This is a genomic window from Methylorubrum sp. SL192 (assembly GCF_026672325.1).
Classification (GTDB): Bacteria; Pseudomonadota; Alphaproteobacteria; order Rhizobiales; family Beijerinckiaceae; genus Methylobacterium; species Methylobacterium extorquens.
In genome coordinates, this window is record NZ_JAPPQV010000003.1 from 1,423,929 (window position 1) to 1,439,561 (window position 15,633).

Sequence of the window (15,633 nt, forward strand, 5' to 3'; positions counted from 1 at the left end):
CGCGACACGCGGCGCCCGACAACGGAGACCGATCCCCATGTCCGAGACCACCAAGCAGCCGACCGACGAGACCAAGCCCAAAGGTTTCCAGCAGGACGGCAAGGGCGACAAGTCGCTGGCCGAGAACCAGAAGGACCATAAGGACGAGCGCCTCGACGAGGCGCTGGAGGAGACCTTCCCGTCGAGTGATCCGGTCTCGGTGAAGATCACGAAGTAAGGGGCCGGGCGGGCGACCCGCCCGCCCTTCCGCCTCACGCGGCGACGTCCGGCTCCCGCCGGATCGGCGCGACGGCCTGCGGGGCGGGGATTGGCCGACCGAACAGGTAGCCCTGAACCTCCTCGCAGCCCTCGGCTCGCAGATGGGCGAACTGGACTTCGGTCTCGACACCCTCGGCCACGGTGACGATGCCGAGGCTTGCGCCGAGGCCGATCACCGCCTGCACGATCGCGGTCGAGTGCGGATCCTCGCCGAGCCGGCTTACGAAAGAACGGTCGATCTTGATCTTGTCGAAGGGAAACTTCTGCAGGTAGCTCAACGAGCAATAGCCCGTTCCGAAATCGTCCATCGCAATCCGTACGCCGAGATCCCGCAGGGCATGCAGCGTCGCGACGTTGGCCTCGCTCGCGGCCAGCAGCACCGATTCGGTCACCTCCAGTTCGAGCCGGTGCGGGGCGAGCCCGGAAAAGGCGAGCGCCTCGCGCACCGTCGCAACGAGGCCGGGATCGCGGAACTGCACCGGCGAGAGGTTCACCGCGATCCGAACCGGATCGTCCCACAGGCTCGCCTCGGCGCAGGCTTGCCGCAGCACCCAGGCGCCGATCGGCACGATCAGGCCCGTTTCCTCGGCCAGCGGCACGAATTCAGACGGCGGGATCGCTCCCTCGACCGGGTGGTGCCAGCGCAGCAGCGCCTCGAACCCGACGATCGCCCGCGAGCGGACGCCGACGACCGGCTGGTAGGCGAGCGCGAGATCGCCCCGGGCGAAGGCCTCGTGCAGGTCGGCCTCCCGTCGGCGCCGGGACCGGTCCCAACTGTCCATCGCCGCCTCGAAACAATGGGCGACGCTGCCGCCGTCCGCCTTCGCCCGGTAGAGAGCGAGGTCGGCGTGGCGCAGCAGGGTATCGGAATCGGTTCCGTGCTCGGGCAGGCAGGCGATGCCGACGCTCACGCCGATCTGGCACTCCCGGTCGCCGAGCCTGACAGGATGTGACAACGCCTCGATGATTCGGCCGGCGACGGCGGACACGGTTCCGGCGTTGGGGGTGCGCAGCAGCACCGCGAACTCGTCGCCGCCGAGGCGCGCGACCAGATCCTCCCCGTGCAGGCACGCCGTGATCCGGTCCGCCACCGCGCGGAGCAGGGTGTCGCCCGCCGGGTGGCCGAGGGTGTCGTTGACGAGCTTGAACTTGTCGAGGTCGAGGCAGAGCAGGGCGGCGCCCGCGCCGGAGCGGGCATGCTCGGCGATCACCTCCGCGAGGCGGGTCGTGAACAGCGCCCGGTTCGGCAGGCCCGTCAGCGCATCGTGGTGGGCCATGTGGGTGATGCGCGCCTCGGCGCGGCGCTGCTCGGTGACGTCGATGGCCGCGCCGAGCACGGCCGGGCGACCTTCGAAGGCGAGGCTGCGCTCGAACAGCGTCACGTCGATCAACGAGCCGTCGGCCCGACGATGGCGGTGCAGGCGGCCGTCGCGGGCAAAACTAAACGCGACGGCTTCCGACAGATCCTGCAGGCCCCGGGCCAGGAAGGCTTCGCGGCTGTAGCCGTAATGGGCGACCGCCGCCTCGTTCACGGCGACGAAGCGGGCCGAATCCTGATCGACCAGCCACATCGGCAGCGGATTGCTCTCGAACAGGAACCGGAACGACGCCTCGCGCGCCTTGATGTCCCCGACATCGGTCATGGCGACGGCGACGAGATCGCCGATGGCCTGCGCCTCCACCTTCAGGTGAAGCGTCGTCCGGTCGGCGCGCGGTACGGCGAGTTCGAACGTCGCCCGGTCGGCGCATCCCAGGACGCCCGATAGCCGCTGCGTCACGCCGAGCCGAACGGGTACAAGATCGCCCAGCCGCTGCCATTGCAGGCTCGCGACCGGCCGCCCGAGAATCGCCGCGGCGCCCTGGTTGAGGGCGACGATCTTGAAGTCCGCGACCGCACCCGATGCCTCGCGGATCGCGCCGAGCGCCATCAGGCCCTGGCCGGTCGCGCCGAACATCGCCTGCATCAGCTCGGTGCGCACGCCCTCGCTGTCGACATGGACGAGGAGGAGCGGCGTTCCGCTGCCGTTGGCGAGCGGGACGCCGACGAGATTCCAGGTGGTGACGACGCCGTCGGTGATTCGGTCGCATCGGGCCCCGGCCGGCTCGCCGGTGCGCAGGGCGGCGATCCCGATCTCCTCGATCGGCCGGCGGATCTCATCGGGCATCTGCACGAGCGGCCGGTCGCGGATCTCATCCTCGAACCAGTCGCGAAATCCCGTGCCACCCCAGAGGATGCGTTCAGCCCGGCCTTCGCGGGTGGCGACCAGGGCGCAGCGGTCGGCCAGACGGCCGAGCCTGCCCAGGACGACGGCATCGTAACCCGGCATCGCCCCGGGGCGGGACCGGCAACTGCGCCAGTGCTGGACCAGCGCGGCGGCGGACGCGTCTGAGGTCGGGATGGGCAAGCGAAAGCCGTGCTCCGAGAGGATCGGATCACGGCCTAGCCATCATTCGTTGAGGGGGAGTATATGAGCCGGCTATTCAGGCCGGATCTGAAGGATGGATCGCCCTCGACCAGTATAGTACCGGCCGAGGGCGAGTTGTGCCTTGACTACTGCTCCAGCAGGCGCCGGGCGATGACCTGGGCCTGGATCTCGGCGGCACCCTCGAAGATCGAGAGGATGCGCGCGTCGCAGAGCACGCGGCTGATCTTGTATTCCAGCGCGAAGCCGTTGCCGCCGTGGATCTGCAGGGCGTTGTCGGCCGCCGCCCAGGCGACGCGGGCGCCGAGCAGCTTGGCCATGCCGGCCTCGAGATCGCAGCGCTTGCCCTCGTCCTTCTCGCGGGCGGAGAAGTAGGTGAGCTGGCGGGCGATGTTGATCTCCACCGCCATCATCGCGAGCTTGTCGGCCACCCGCGGGAACTCGACCAGCGCCTTACCGAACTGCACCCGCTCCTCGGCGTAGCGCAGGCCGATATCGAGGGCCGACTGCGCCACGCCGATGGCGCGGGCCGCGGTCTGGATGCGGGCCGATTCGAAGGTCTGCATGAGCTGAGCGAAGCCCTTGCCCTCGATCTCGCCGAGCAGGTTGTTGGCCGGCACCGCGAAATCCTCGAAGGAGAGTTCGTACTCCTTCATGCCGCGGTAGCCGAGCACCTCGATCTCGCCGCCCGACAGGCCCTCGACCGGGAAGGGCTGCTCGTCCGTGCCGCGGGGCTTCTCGGCGATGAGCATCGAGAGGCCGCGATGGCCCTTCTCCTCGGGCTTGGTCCGCACGAGCACGGTCATGATGTCGGCGCGCACGGGGTGGGTGATCCAGGTCTTGTTGCCCGAGATCTTCCACTGGTCGCCGTCCTTGACGGCCTTGGTGCGCAAGCTCGCGAGGTCGGAGCCGGTGTTCGGCTCGGTGAAGACGGCGGTCGGCAGGATGTCGCCGCTGGCGATGCCCGGCAGGAAGCGCTGCTTCTGCTCCTCGGTGCCGCCGCACAGGATCAGCTCGGCGGCGATCTCAGAGCGGGTGCCGAGCGAGCCGACGCCGATATAGGCGCGCGACAGCTCCTCCGAGACCACGCACATCGCGGCCTTCGGCATGCCCATGCCGCCGTATTCCTCGGGAATGGTGAGGCCGAACACGCCGAGTTCGGCCATCTTCTCGATGATCGACATCGGGATGTAGGCGTTCTTCAGGTGCCACTCATGGGCCTGCTCCACCACCTCGGCCTTGCCGAAGCGGCGCATCTCGGAGCGGATCGCCTCCATGTCCTCGTCGAGGCCCGAAGCGCCGATGGTCGCCGCACCCGCGCTCGTGGCCTCGCGGATCTTGGCCACCAGCGCGGCGCGGTTGGCGGGCGTGTTGCCCTCGGCCACCATGGCGTCGATGGCCGGCGTCCGCAGGCCAGCGAGTTCGGCGGCGGTGAAGCCGAGCGCGGTCGGGCGGACCATCTCGCCCTGGCTCATCGGGATGCCGCCGAACATCTGGTCGAGATACTCGCCGACGCCGATCTTCACGAGCAGCGCCTCGGTCTCGCCGAAGCTGCCCTCGCCCTGGAGCCGCTCGGCGTAGTCGGCCAGTTCGCGCACCGCCTCGCCGTAGGTGGCGAGCCAGGACAGGCCGTGGGCGGCGTGCTGCTCGCGCTCCAGCGCGCCCGCGTCGAGCTTGCCCTCGGGGCCCGTCACCCGCGCCTTTACGCGGGCGGTCGCCTCGGCGACGAGGGCTTTGGCGCCCGCGGCGGCGTCCTTGGCCAGGGCGACGAAATCGTTCGGGTCGTTGGCGGGCTGGACGGCGGGGGAAGCGGCCATGTGCGACTCTCTTCTCAGGCGCTCCGCGCCGAAGTGGCTGACGTGACGGAGCGCGGTTCTCAGGAAACCGGTTGGATGCTTCCTTTATAGGCCCGATCGCCGGCACAATAGTGGTTTCTCATCGCCGCATCCCCCGTCTTTAGGCTGAATTCATCATACAGTTCACCGTGTTGCGCGTGTCTGGGGTCCGCTCGCCAAGCCGACTCCGGCGGCCGCCACCACCATGCCGGCGATCTGCACCGGGGTCAGCGCCTCGCCGAACATCACGTAGGCGATCGCCGCCGAAACCGGCGGCACGAGGAAGAGCAGCGAGGCGACGCCGGCCACCGCGCCGCGCCGGATCAGCGCCAGCAGCAGCAGGATGCCGCCCACGGAGTTGACGAGGACCGACCACGCCATTCCGAGGCCGAGGGGCAGGCTCGGGCTCAGATGCGTCTCGCCGGCGATCAGAGCGAGCGGGACCGCGAAGGCGGTGCCGCCGATGAATTGCAGGCAGGCATTGGTGACGAGGTCGGCGCCCGCGCCCCTGCGCTTCTGCCACAGCGTGCCCGCGGTCATCGCCAGCATCGCGGCGAGGCACACCGCGAGCGCCTCCAGCGGGATGCCGGCGGCATCGACCGCCCCGAGCTTCGGCGCGAGCACCAGCCCCGCGCCGAGGAAGCCGAGCCCGATGCCCGCCCAGCGTCGGGGCGCGACCCGCTCGCCGAGCAGCGGCTGCGAGGCGGCCGCGGTGAGGAGCGGCTGGAGGCTGCCGACCAGCGCCGCGATGCCGGCGGGCAGGCCGCGATGCACCGACCAGAACACCCCGGCGACATAGATGCCCTGCATCAGCACGCCCGCGACCATCCCGTCGCGCCAGCCGGCGGCATTGCGCGGCCAGCGGGCACGCAGGACGCTGGCGATGCCGGCCAGAACGAGCGCGACCAGGGCCAGCCGCAGGGCGACGAAGGCCAGCGGCTCGGCATAGGGCGCCACGTAGCGGGCGGCGACGAAGCCGCTCGCCCAGATCAAGACGAAGGCGGCCGGGATCAGGCTGGAGAGAAGGCTCGACATGGCGCCCGGCAGGCAGCACGCAACCGACCTCATGGCAATCGGAGAAACTTGAGGGCGGCCATGCTCGGCTCGCGCCCGAGATTGACGCGCACCGTTCATTGGCCCGTATGGAGCGGCCCGCCTCGACTCAGCCGAAGAAGCCATCTCCTCCCTTGAGCCGATTCAAGAAGATCCTCGACGTGACGGGCATCGCCGCGCAGCGCTTCGTCGCCCATGATGGCTGGGCGATCGCCAGCCACATCGCGCTGTCGATGCTGACCTCGCTGTTTCCGTTCCTGATTCTGCTCGCGGCGCTGGCCGGCCTGATCGGCAGCAAGTCGCTGGCGGACGAGGCCGGCACGCTGATCTTCGACGCGGTGCCGCGGGAGGTGGCCAAACCTATCGTCGGCGAGGTGCACCGCCTGCTCACCGAGCAGCGCGGCGGCGTGCTGACCCTCGGCGCGCTGCTGGCGCTCTACTTCTCGTCCTCCGGGGTCGAGTCGCTGCGGGTCGGGCTCAACCGCGCCTACGGCATCCGCGAGGCGCGGCCGTGGTGGCTGACCCGGCTCGAATCGATCGGCTACGTCGTCTGCGGCGCCCTGGCGATGCTGGCCTTCGCGCTGCTCGTGGTGCTCGGGCCGCTGATCTGGCGCCAGCTCGTCTTCGTCGCGCCGGGGCTGGAGCCGCTGGCGCTCACCGTCGCCATCGGCCGCATCGGCGTCACCGCCTTCCTGATCGCGCTGGTTCTGGTGATCGCGCACAAGTTCGTCGCGGCCGGGCGCCGGCCGGTGCTGTCGGTGCTGCCGGGCATCGTCGTGACGCTGTGCCTGTGGTTCCTCGCCGGCCTCGGCTTCGGCTACTATCTCGACCGCTTCTCGAACGCCTACGCCTCGACCTACGGGGGCCTCGCCACGGCGATGATCTTCCTCGTGTTCCTCTACTGGCTCGCGGCGATGTTCCTGTTCGGCGGCGAGATCAACGGCACGGTCATCGCGGCGCGGCGTCAGCGGCTTCAGGCACGGATGCGGGCGCGTCAGGCGGAAGCGGTGCGGGTGAGCGCGAATCCGCTGCCGTGATCTCGCCCATCAGCTTGCGCTCGCGGGCCAGTTCCGCGAGCCGCTCGATCCGGATGCCGTGCGGCGGCAGGTCGATCACGAAGCGCTCGGCCATCTCGCCGAGGACGAAATCGGGGCGGACGGCGTCGAGATAGTGCCAGTCGATCCCCGTCGACCACAGGAAATGCACCTCGCGAAAGGTGTCGGCGAAGAGCGCGGTGAGCGTCGCGACCGGGCTGTGGGGGGTGTGCTGCGCGTAGGAATCGCCGAAGATCACGAGGCGACGTGGATCGGCCCCCGGATCGTCGTTGCGGAACACCGCATGCGCGCCGAGATGGGCGTCGCCGCCGCGCCCGAGCGCTTCCATTTCCAAGAGCAGGCCGTTGGCGTGGATGCGCCGGGCCTCGCTCGCGATCGCGCTGCCCTCCGCCAACTCTGAACGGTGAGGCATGAACTTGAGGCCGAGATCACCCGTGAAGGGGAGGGCGATGCGCTCGCGCCGGGCCTCGATGTCGTCGCGCGGGGGTACGCCCATCCGCGCCAGGATCGTGCGGTAGGCCAGCACGCAGCCTTGATGCGTCCAGTGGGTATCGGTGCGCAGGTAGAGCGGCGGGCCGTCCTTCGCCGCGCGGAAGGCGCCGGTGAGATCGACCCAGGCGCGGACGCCCGGCGAGCCGGTGAGCCAGCGGGCGAGGCGGAGCGCCGGGGCGCGGGCCGGATCGAAAGCCAGCCCCTCGGCCCGCTCGGGATAGACGGTGAGCTTTTCCGGGACGAGGGCATGGAAATAGGTCGCGCCGAGCCGGGCGCAGCGCCGCATGCGGGTCTCGATGATCCGCCGCCAGCGCCACAGCGTCCGCCGCGAGACGCCCGGCCGGCCATATTGTTCCAGCACCCGGTTGTTGCCGCGAATCAGGAACAGCCAGCCGTCCCGGCCCTCGTACACATCGGCGGCCGGTTCGGGGGCGGAGGTCATGGGGTGGTTCTAGCGGGGCGGACGCCGGGCGCCAAACCCTACCCCCACGGATCTCGGGCTTGCCCAAGATCCGAAAGCGTCTGCCCAAGGCGGGCAGGCCCGACTTGGGTGGGGGAGGGTGCCCGCTTCAGCGGGCGGGAGAGGGGAGCGACGCTTCCGGACAGTGCGGAGCCAGCCCCTCACCCGACCCCCTTCGGGGGCCACCCTCTCCCGCAGAGGGGAGAGGGGTTTTACCGTGAGAGTCTTATCCGCCGAACAGCCGCTTGATCCCGGCGAGCAGGCCGCCGCTGCGAGCGGGTTCCTGCGACGCCGTCGCGGACGGGGCCGGCGCGGACGCCTGAGCGGAGGCCACGACCCTCTGCACGAGGCCGAGCGCGGCCGTGTCGGTCGTCTCACGGTCGATCAGGATCAGGCTGCCGGTGTCGCGGTTCTCGGCATAGGCATCGACCGCGATCTGCCGGTCGAGGGTCAGCGTCACGTCGCCGATGTCGTTGACCGCGAGCTTGTCGGCCGGGCCGGCCTGCCCCGTCTCCGGATCGATCCGGCGATGCACCGCCTTCACCACTGCGTTGACGGTCTGCGTGCCGACCTTTGCCCACAGGTTGGCGCCGGGGACGAGATCGGATTCGGCGGCCCAGAACAGGCGTACGTCGAGGCTGTCGGTCAGCGTCAACGGTGCGTCCGAGGTCGCGATCACCGCGCCGCGCGAGGCATCGACTTCGTCGGCCAGCACCAGCGTCACCGACTGGCCCTCGCTCGCCCGTTCCAGATCGCCGTCGGCGGTGAAGATGCGGGCGATCGTCGAGGTCTTGCCGGAAGGCGCGACGGTGACGGCATCGCCCGGCGCGATGGAGCCCGAGGCGATCAGCCCCGAGAAGCCGCGGAAGTCGGAATTCGGGCGGTTCACCCACTGCACCGGCATGCGGAAGGCAGCGGCGCGCTCCTCCGACTTCACCGGTACCTCTTCGAGATAGCGCAGCAGCGGAACGTCCGTGTACCAAGTCGCGGCGGTGCCCGGCAGGACGACGTTGTCGCCGTTCTTGGCCGAGAGCGGGATCGCCCGCACCTCGGTGAAGTTCAGCGGCGCGGCAAACGCCTGGAAGCCGGAGACGATCGCCTCGAACTTGTCCTGCGACCAGCCGACGAGGTCCATCTTGTTGATGGCGAGTGCGACGCGGCGGATGCCGAGCAGCGAGACCAGCAGCGCGTGGCGCCGGCTCTGGCGGGTCAGCCCGTGGCGGGCGTCCACCAGGATCACGGCGAGGTCGGCGGTCGAGGCGCCGGTCGCCATGTTGCGGGTGTACTGCTCGTGGCCGGGGGTGTCGGCGACGATGAAGGAGCGCCGGTCGGTCGAGAAGAAGCGGTAGGCGACATCGATGGTGATGCCCTGCTCGCGCTCGGCCTGAAGCCCGTCGACCAGCAGCGCGAGATCGACCTCGCCGCCCTGCGTGCCGTGCTTGCGCGAATCGCGCTGGAGCGCCGTCACCTGATCGTCGAAGATCTGCTTGGTGTCGTGCAGGAGCCGCCCGATCAGGGTGGACTTGCCGTCATCGACCGAGCCGCAGGTGATGAAGCGCAGGACTTCCTTGTTCTGATGCTGACGCAGGAAGGCGTCGTAGCCGAACGCTTCCGGAGACTGATGGATGGTCATCAGAAATAGCCCTCCTGCTTCTTGCGCTCCATGGCGCCGGCGCCGTCCTTGTCGATGACCCGGCCCTGGCGCTCCGAGGTGCGGGCGGCCAGCGTCTCGCCGATGATCTCCGGCAGGGTCGCGGCCGGGCTCTCGACCGCGCCGGTCAGCGGGTAGCAGCCGAGCGTGCGGAACCGGACCTGCCGCTGTTGCGGGGTCTCGCCCGGCTCCAGCGGAAAGCGCTCGTCATCGACCATGATGAGCTGGCCGTCGCGCTCCACCACCGGGCGCTCGGCGGCGAAGTAGAGCGGGACAATCGGAATGTTTTCCTGCTCGATGTAGAGCCAGATATCCAATTCGGTCCAGTTGGACAGCGGGAACACGCGAAAACTCTCGCCGCGCCGCTTCTTGAAATTGTAGAGGTGCCACGGCTCGGCACGCTGGCGCTTCGGGTCCCAGCGGTGCTGGCCGTTGCGCAGGCTCACGATGCGCTCCTTGGCGCGGCTGGCCTCCTCGTCCCGGCGGGCGCCGCCGAAGGCCACGTCGTACTTGTACTTGTCGAGCGCCTGCCGCAGGGCCTGCGTCTTCATCACGTCGGTGTGCACTTCCGAGCCGTGGCTGACCGGGCCGACGCCCTTGGCAAGCCCGTCCTGATTCGTGTGCACGATGAGTTCGAGCCCGAGCTCCTTGGCGCGCCGATCGCGGAAGGCGATCATCTCGCGGAACTTCCAGGTCGTGTCGATGTGCATCAAGGGGAACGGCAGGCGCCCCGGCGCGAAGGCTTTGAGCGCCAGGTGCAGCAGCACCGACGAATCCTTGCCGATCGAGTAGAGCATCACCGGGTTCTCGGCCTCGGCGACCGCCTCCCGGAAGATGTGGATGCTCTCGGCCTCGAGACGCTGGAGATGCGTCAGGCGGGTGCGCGCGGGCGCGGCGACGGCAGCGCTCATCAGACCAGTTCCTTTCTGTGTTCGCGTGAGGTCGCGGCGCTGGCCGGCTCCTCGAAGGCGGCGGCCTCCTGTCCGGGCGCCACGTCACCTTCCGGCCTGTGCAGGTGCAGGCCGCACTCTTTCTTGGATTCCTGCTCCCACCACCAACGGCCGGCTCGCTCGTCCTCGCCGACCTTGACGGCGCGGGTGCAGGGCGCGCACCCGATCGAGGGGAAGCCGCGGTCGTGCAGGGCGTTGTAGGGAATGAAGTTCTCGCGCACGAAGCGATCGACGTCGGCGCGCGACCAGTCGGCGAGCGGGTTGACCTTGATCAGCCCGCGGCCCTCGTCGGCCTCCGCCAGCGGCGTGTCTGCGCGGTTGGCGGATTGCCCGGCGCGCAGCCCTGTGAACCACGCCGCCGCGCCGGTGAGCGCCCGGCCCAACGGCTCGACCTTGCGGAAGCCGCAGCAGGCCTGCCGCGCGGCCACCGAGTGGCGGAAGCCGTTGATGCCTTCGCGCGCGACGAACTCCTCCTCGGCCACCCGCTCCGGCGCATAGGCGCGGATGCGGATGCCGTAGGCGGCTTCCGTCTCGGTCCAGACGTCGTAGGTCTCGGGGTAGAGCCGGCCGGTATCGAGGGTGACGATCTCGGTGCGGCCCTTGTTCAGGGCGAGCGCGTGCGTGAGCGCCTGATCCTCGATGCCGAGGCTGGTGGTGAAGACGAGCCGGCCCGGGATGCGGTCCTCGACGAGGCGGATGCGCCCCCGGAGGTCCAGCCCCGCCATGGCTTCGGCGAGGTCCCCGGCCGCTCGGACGAGAGCAGCGGTCATGTGCGTAAAATCGGATTGCCTGCTTGTCGGAGCTCTGAAATGTTCGCTATAACGAACGCTGTCAAGGCGCCGGGGCCCTTGCGGTGCTTTCGCGCACGCAATCCTCCGCTGCGCCGCGAACGAGCCTGCAACGGCCGCCGCGGCGGATTGTTGCCCAATTAGAAAAGAATCTTCTCAACGAGGCGCCCGATCGGGCGCGTCGCCCGGCTTTCCGGGCGACGCCCTCGTGAGACCATCCTCGCCACAAACTCCGGAGAGGCCCCCTTGGACTCGATCGACCTGAAGATCCTCGCGCTCCTGCAGAAGGACGCCACGCTCTCCATCGCCGCCATCGGCGAGCAGGTCGGGCTGTCGCAGACCCCGTGCTGGAAGCGGATTCAGCGCCTTGAAGCCGACGGCGTGATCGACCGGCGCGTGGCCGTGCTCGACCCGGTGAAGCTGGGGCTCGGCCTCACCGTTTTCGTCTCCATCGAGACCGCCGACCATTCCAAGGACTGGCTGGAGCAATTCGCCGACCGGATCGCGGCGATGCCGGAGGTGCTCGAATTCTACCGCATGGCCGGCGATGTCGATTACATGCTCCGCGTCGTCGTGGCCGACATGGCGGCCTACGACACGTTCTATAAGAACCTGATCGCGACCCTGCCTCTCAAGAACGTGACCTCGCGCTTCGCGATGGAGAAGGTGAAGTCGACGACCGCCCTGCCGTTGCCGGCGCCGCCCCCGCGGGGACGGGCCGAGCCGCGGCTGGCGGTGGTCGGAGAATAAACTTCCTTTTTGCAGCGCAACAGCGAATAATCTCTTCTCTCTGCGGGGCGTTCTTTAAAACGGACGTTTCGACGTTGACAGCGGCGCTCCGGCGGACGACATGGCACCCACAATGTCCAGGCAAGCACTTCTCCCCCGCACGGCTCCCTTCGGCGATCAGGAGCGGGCCCATCTCGACGCGGCGCTCGGCGCGGCGACGCCGATCCAGCGCGCGTGGCTGACGGGCTTCCTCGCCGGTCTCGACGCGGCCGCCGGCCAGCCTGCGGCCGCGGCCGCCGCGCCGGCCGCGCCCCCGAAGGCGGCCGAGCCGCTGACGATCCTGTTCGCGTCCGAATCGGGCAATTCCGAAAAGCTCGCGGGCGATGTGAGCAAGCTCGCGCGCAAGCAGGGCTTCAAGCCGAAGGTCGTGGATTTCGCCGATCTCGATCTGGCCACCCTGCCGAAGGCCGGCAAGCTCATCGCCATCGCCGCGACCTGGGGCGAGGGCGAGCCGCCCGCCCGCGCGGTGCGGGCCTATGGCGAGTTGATGTCCGATGCCGCGCCGCGCCTCGACGGCCTCGCCTTCGGCGTGCTGGCGCTGGGCGACACCAGCTACGCGGAGTTCTGCGCGATCGGGAAGGCGCTCGACGCGCGCTTCGAGGCGCTCGGCGCCAAGCGGGCCTACGACCGCGCGGATCTCGACCTCGATTTCGAGAAGCCGGCCGCCGAGTGGATCAAGGGGACGCTGAAGGCGCTGGCGCCGGCGGAAGCGCCGGCCGACAACGTCGTGGCGGTGGATTTCCGCGCCGGAGCCGAGGACGAGGACGGCGAGGTCAGCCGCGAGCCGGCTGTGGTCGAGGTGATCGACCACGTGAACCTCAACTCCTCACGCTCCGACAAGGAGACGATCCACCTCGCCCTCGAATTCGAGGATGGGGCGCCGGCCTACGAGCCCGGCGATTCGCTGGAGATCTTCCCGGAAAACGACCCGCAGCTCGTGGACGAGATTTTGCGCGCGACCGGGCTCTCGGGTGACGAGGGACTGCGCAAGGCGCTGCTCGCCGAGCGCGACATCACCACGCTCTCGCCCACCACGGTCGAGCGCTTCGCCAAGGCGACCGGGCACGCCGACGCCCAGAAGTTCGTCGAGAGCGGTGAGGTCAAGGCCTGGATCGAGGGGCGGCACCTGATCGACCTGATCGAGCGCTTCCCCACCACGCTCACGGCCGAGCACCTCAACACCGTGACCCGGCCGCTGCCGCCGCGGGCCTATTCCATCGCCTCCTCGCGCAAGGAAGTCGGTGACGAGGTGCATCTCACCATCGCCGCCGTGCGCTACGAGACCCATGGCCGCGCCCGCGCCGGCGTCGCCTCGGTGCATGTCGCCGACCGCATCAAGAACGGCGCCAAGCTGCGGGTTCGGGTGAAGCCGAACAAGCATTTCCGCCTGCCGTCCGACCCGTCGACCGACATCATCATGGTCGGCCCCGGCACCGGCGTCGCGCCGTTCCGCGCCTTCGTGCAGGAGCGCCGCGCCACGGAGGCCCCCGGCCGCTCATGGCTGTTCTTCGGCGACCGCCACTTCACCCACGACTTCCTGTACCAGCTCGAATGGCAGGACGCGCTGGAGGACGGCTCGCTGGCCAAGATCGACGTCGCCTTCTCCCGCGACCAGCCGGAGAAGATCTACGTGCAGGATCGGATCGACGCACATGCCGCCGAGGTGGTGGAATGGCTCGACGGCGGTGCCCATTTCTACGTTTGCGGCGATGCCAAGAACATGGCCAAGGACGTGCGCGCCGCGGTGGTGCGGGCCTTCGAGAGCGTGAAGGGCCTCAGCAGCGCCGATGCCGAGGCGCATGTCGCCTCGCTGGAACGCGCCCGGCGCTACCAGCAGGACGTTTACTGAGAACACGCCGTAAGCCCTCTCCCCTCTGCGGGAGAGGGTGGCTCCCGGAGGGGGTCGGGTGAGGGGAACCCGGCTTCCGGAGATTTCGCGGTGGGCGCGGCCAAGCTGCACCGTCGCTCCCCTCTCCCGCCTCGCATCCGCGAGGCACCCTCCCCCGCAGGGGGGGGGGTCGAAGATATCGGATCACCGCCATGGACGACCACAAGCCGATCGAAACCCCAGACGGCCCCGCCGTGGACACGCCCGGCATCGGCGCGCGCCGCTACGAGACGCCGCCGACCGAGCTTCCCATCACGGAGGCCGAGGCCGCGCGGGCCGCCGGGCTCGCCCATAACGAGCACCTGAAGATCGCCAGCGGCTACCTGCGCGGCGGGCTCGCCGACGGGCTCCTCAAGCACGCCACCGGCGCGATCTCCGAGGATGACGGCCAGCTCGTCAAGTTCCACGGCATGTACATGCAGGACGACCGGGACATCCGGGCGGAGCGCACCAAGAAGAAGCTCGAGAAGGCCTACAGCTTCATGATCCGCCTGCGCATCGCGGGCGGCGTCGTGACGCCCAAGCAGTGGCTGATCCTCGACAACATCGCCACGACCTATGCCGGCAGCGCCCTGCGGGCGACGACCCGGCAGACGTTCCAATATCACGGCGTCATCAAGTCGAACCTCAAGCGCACCATGGCGGCGATCGACTCGGCGCTGCTCGACACCATCGCCGCCTGCGGCGACGTGAACCGCAACGTCATGGCCGCGACCAACCCGGCCCAGGCCGGCGCCCACAAGATCGCGCTCCAACTCGCCAAGGACATCTCCGACACCCTGCTGCCGAAGACCGGCGCGTGGCGCGAGATCTGGCTCGACGGCGAGCGCGTGGTCGGCGGCGAGGACGCGGCCGAGGTCGAGCCGGTCTATGGCAAGACCTACCTGCCACGGAAGTTCAAGACAGTGGTCGCGGTGCCGCCCTCGAACGAGGTCGACATCTTCGCCCACGACCTCGGCTTCATCGCCATCCTCGACAAGAAGAATCGGGTCACCGGCTGGAACGTGACCGTCGGCGGCGGCATGGGCATGACCCATGGCGAGGCCGACACGTTTCCGCGCACGGCCGACGTCCTCGGCTTCGTGCAGCCCGAGGATGCGCTGAAGGCGGCGGAAGCCGTGATGACGGTCCAGCGTGACTGGGGCAACCGCAAGAACCGTAAGAACGCCCGGCTCAAATACACGATCGAGCGCTTCGGCCTCGACGTGTTCCGGGCCGAGGTCGAGAAGCGGATCGGCAAGAAGCTCGGCGCGCCCAAGCCCTTCACCTTCGACGGCAACGGCGACCGCTACGGCTGGGTCGAGGGCGAGGACGGGCGCCACCACCTCACGCTCTACGTGCCGTCGGGCCGGATCAAGGACATCGAGGGGGGGCCGCAATTCCTCTCGGGCCTGCGCCGCATCGCCGAGGTGCACGAGGGCGATTTCCGCCTCACCGGCAACCAGAACGTCATCATCGCCAACGTGCCCGCGGGCAAGCGCGCCGAGATCGATGCGCTGGTCGATGAGTACGGCCTGACCCGTGGGGCTTCGGCCCTGCGCCGCAACTCCATGGCCTGCGTCGCCCTGCCGACCTGCGGTCTGGCGCTGGCCGAGAGCGAGCGCTACCTGCCCGATCTCCTCTCCGAGCTGGAGGAGAGCCTCGCCCGCCACGGGCTGCAGGACGAGCCGATCACCATCCGCTCGACCGGCTGCCCCAACGGCTGCGCCCGGCCCTTCATCTCGGAGATCGGCCTCGTCGGCCGCGGCCCCGAGCGCTACCACCTCTATCTCGGCGCCGCCTTCGACGGCTCCCGGCTGAGCAAGCTCTACCGCGAGGATGTCACCGCCTCCGAGATCAAGGGCACCCTGGACCCGCTCTTCGCCGCCTATGCCAAGGACCGGCAGCCCGGCGAGCACTTCGGGGATTTCGTGATCCGCGCCGGCTTCGTGGCCAAGACCAGCAACGGCCCGGACTTCCACGAGCGCACGGGGCCGCTGCGGGCCGCCTGA

Annotated in this window: 12 protein-coding genes; 5 read left to right on the plus strand and 7 right to left on the minus strand. The window is 69.4% G+C overall.

Going from position 1 to position 15,633, the window contains the following annotated elements; genetic code table 11:
* Positions 1–37: 37 nt before the first annotated feature.
* Positions 38–217: a hypothetical protein gene (locus OVA30_RS07415; protein ID WP_012253679.1), complete on the plus strand. Its 180-nt coding sequence runs from the start codon at positions 38–40 to the stop codon at positions 215–217.
* A gap of 34 nt (positions 218–251) precedes the next feature.
* Here the strand turns inward: OVA30_RS07415 and OVA30_RS07420 are convergent, their stop codons facing one another.
* The 3 genes from OVA30_RS07420 to OVA30_RS07430 all read right to left on the minus strand — a co-directional run bounded on the left by OVA30_RS07420 (position 252) and on the right by OVA30_RS07430 (position 5,551).
* On the minus strand, positions 252–2,663 hold the full coding sequence (locus tag OVA30_RS07420) for a putative bifunctional diguanylate cyclase/phosphodiesterase (protein WP_268175056.1): 2,412 nt from the start codon (positions 2,661–2,663) through the stop codon (positions 252–254).
* Positions 2,664–2,809: 146 nt separating this feature from the next.
* On the minus strand, positions 2,810–4,498 hold the full coding sequence (locus OVA30_RS07425; protein WP_268175057.1) for an acyl-CoA dehydrogenase family protein: 1,689 nt from the start codon (positions 4,496–4,498) through the stop codon (positions 2,810–2,812).
* Positions 4,499–4,660: 162 nt separating this feature from the next.
* Positions 4,661–5,551 (minus strand): DMT family transporter, encoded by an 891-nt coding sequence (locus tag OVA30_RS07430; RefSeq protein ID WP_041928995.1) that lies wholly within the window; start codon positions 5,549–5,551, stop codon positions 4,661–4,663.
* A gap of 107 nt (positions 5,552–5,658) precedes the next feature.
* Here OVA30_RS07430 and OVA30_RS07435 point away from each other — a divergent pair, with 107 nt between their 5' ends.
* Entirely contained in the window at positions 5,659–6,606 is a 948-nt protein-coding gene (locus OVA30_RS07435; RefSeq protein ID WP_012253683.1) for a YihY/virulence factor BrkB family protein, read from the plus strand.
* Here the strand turns inward: OVA30_RS07435 and OVA30_RS07440 are convergent.
* The 4 genes from OVA30_RS07440 to OVA30_RS07455 all read right to left on the minus strand — a co-directional run bounded on the left by OVA30_RS07440 (position 6,518) and on the right by OVA30_RS07455 (position 10,947).
* Complete coding sequence (locus OVA30_RS07440; protein WP_268175058.1) at positions 6,518–7,558, minus strand: alginate O-acetyltransferase AlgX-related protein; 1,041 nt, start codon at positions 7,556–7,558, stop codon at positions 6,518–6,520. The genes OVA30_RS07435 and OVA30_RS07440 overlap by 89 nt on opposite strands.
* A 244-nt stretch (positions 7,559–7,802) precedes the next feature.
* Positions 7,803–9,209, minus strand: a complete 1,407-nt coding sequence (gene cysN, locus OVA30_RS07445; protein WP_268175059.1) for a sulfate adenylyltransferase subunit CysN — start codon at positions 9,207–9,209, stop codon at positions 7,803–7,805.
* Positions 9,209–10,138 (minus strand): sulfate adenylyltransferase subunit CysD, encoded by a 930-nt coding sequence (cysD, locus tag OVA30_RS07450; protein WP_003606413.1) that lies wholly within the window; start codon positions 10,136–10,138, stop codon positions 9,209–9,211. Before cysD ends, cysN begins: the two co-directional genes overlap by 1 nt.
* Positions 10,138–10,947, minus strand: coding sequence for a phosphoadenylyl-sulfate reductase (locus tag OVA30_RS07455; RefSeq protein WP_012752798.1), 810 nt, complete (start codon positions 10,945–10,947; stop codon positions 10,138–10,140). The genes cysD and OVA30_RS07455 overlap by 1 nt, the downstream gene beginning before the upstream one ends.
* A 264-nt stretch (positions 10,948–11,211) precedes the next feature.
* Between OVA30_RS07455 and OVA30_RS07460 the strand changes: the two genes are divergently transcribed.
* The 3 genes from OVA30_RS07460 (at position 11,212) to OVA30_RS07470 (ending at position 15,633) form a co-directional block, all read left to right on the plus strand.
* The gene (locus tag OVA30_RS07460; protein WP_003603570.1) at positions 11,212–11,715 is read left to right on the plus strand and encodes an Lrp/AsnC family transcriptional regulator; all 504 of its coding nucleotides are present in this window, start codon (positions 11,212–11,214) and stop codon (positions 11,713–11,715) included.
* Positions 11,716–11,827: 112 nt separating this feature from the next.
* On the plus strand, positions 11,828–13,603 hold the full coding sequence (locus OVA30_RS07465) for a diflavin oxidoreductase (RefSeq protein ID WP_268175060.1): 1,776 nt from the start codon (positions 11,828–11,830) through the stop codon (positions 13,601–13,603).
* 191 nt (positions 13,604–13,794) lie between these two features.
* Positions 13,795–15,633 (plus strand): NADPH-dependent assimilatory sulfite reductase hemoprotein subunit, encoded by a 1,839-nt coding sequence (locus OVA30_RS07470; RefSeq protein WP_268175061.1) that lies wholly within the window; start codon positions 13,795–13,797, stop codon positions 15,631–15,633.

Bases quoted from the DNA above. Each gene is read 5' to 3' on its own strand.
- OVA30_RS07415 (WP_012253679.1), top strand. From the start codon at position 38: ATGTCCGAGACCACCAAGCAGCCGACCGACGAGACCAAGCCCAAAGGT.
- OVA30_RS07425 (WP_268175057.1), bottom strand. From the start codon at position 4,498: ATGGCCGCTTCCCCCGCCGTCCAGCCCGCCAACGACCCGAACGATTTC.
- OVA30_RS07430 (WP_041928995.1), bottom strand. From the start codon at position 5,551: ATGTCGAGCCTTCTCTCCAGCCTGATCCCGGCCGCCTTCGTCTTGATC.
- OVA30_RS07435 (WP_012253683.1), top strand. From the start codon at position 5,659: ATGGAGCGGCCCGCCTCGACTCAGCCGAAGAAGCCATCTCCTCCCTTG.
- OVA30_RS07440 (WP_268175058.1), bottom strand. From the start codon at position 7,558: ATGACCTCCGCCCCCGAACCGGCCGCCGATGTGTACGAGGGCCGGGAC.
- cysN (WP_268175059.1), bottom strand. From the start codon at position 9,209: ATGACCATCCATCAGTCTCCGGAAGCGTTCGGCTACGACGCCTTCCTG.
- cysD (WP_003606413.1), bottom strand. From the start codon at position 10,138: ATGAGCGCTGCCGTCGCCGCGCCCGCGCGCACCCGCCTGACGCATCTC.
- OVA30_RS07455 (WP_012752798.1), bottom strand. From the start codon at position 10,947: ATGACCGCTGCTCTCGTCCGAGCGGCCGGGGACCTCGCCGAAGCCATG.
- OVA30_RS07465 (WP_268175060.1), top strand. From the start codon at position 11,828: ATGTCCAGGCAAGCACTTCTCCCCCGCACGGCTCCCTTCGGCGATCAG.
- OVA30_RS07470 (WP_268175061.1), top strand. From the start codon at position 13,795: ATGGACGACCACAAGCCGATCGAAACCCCAGACGGCCCCGCCGTGGAC.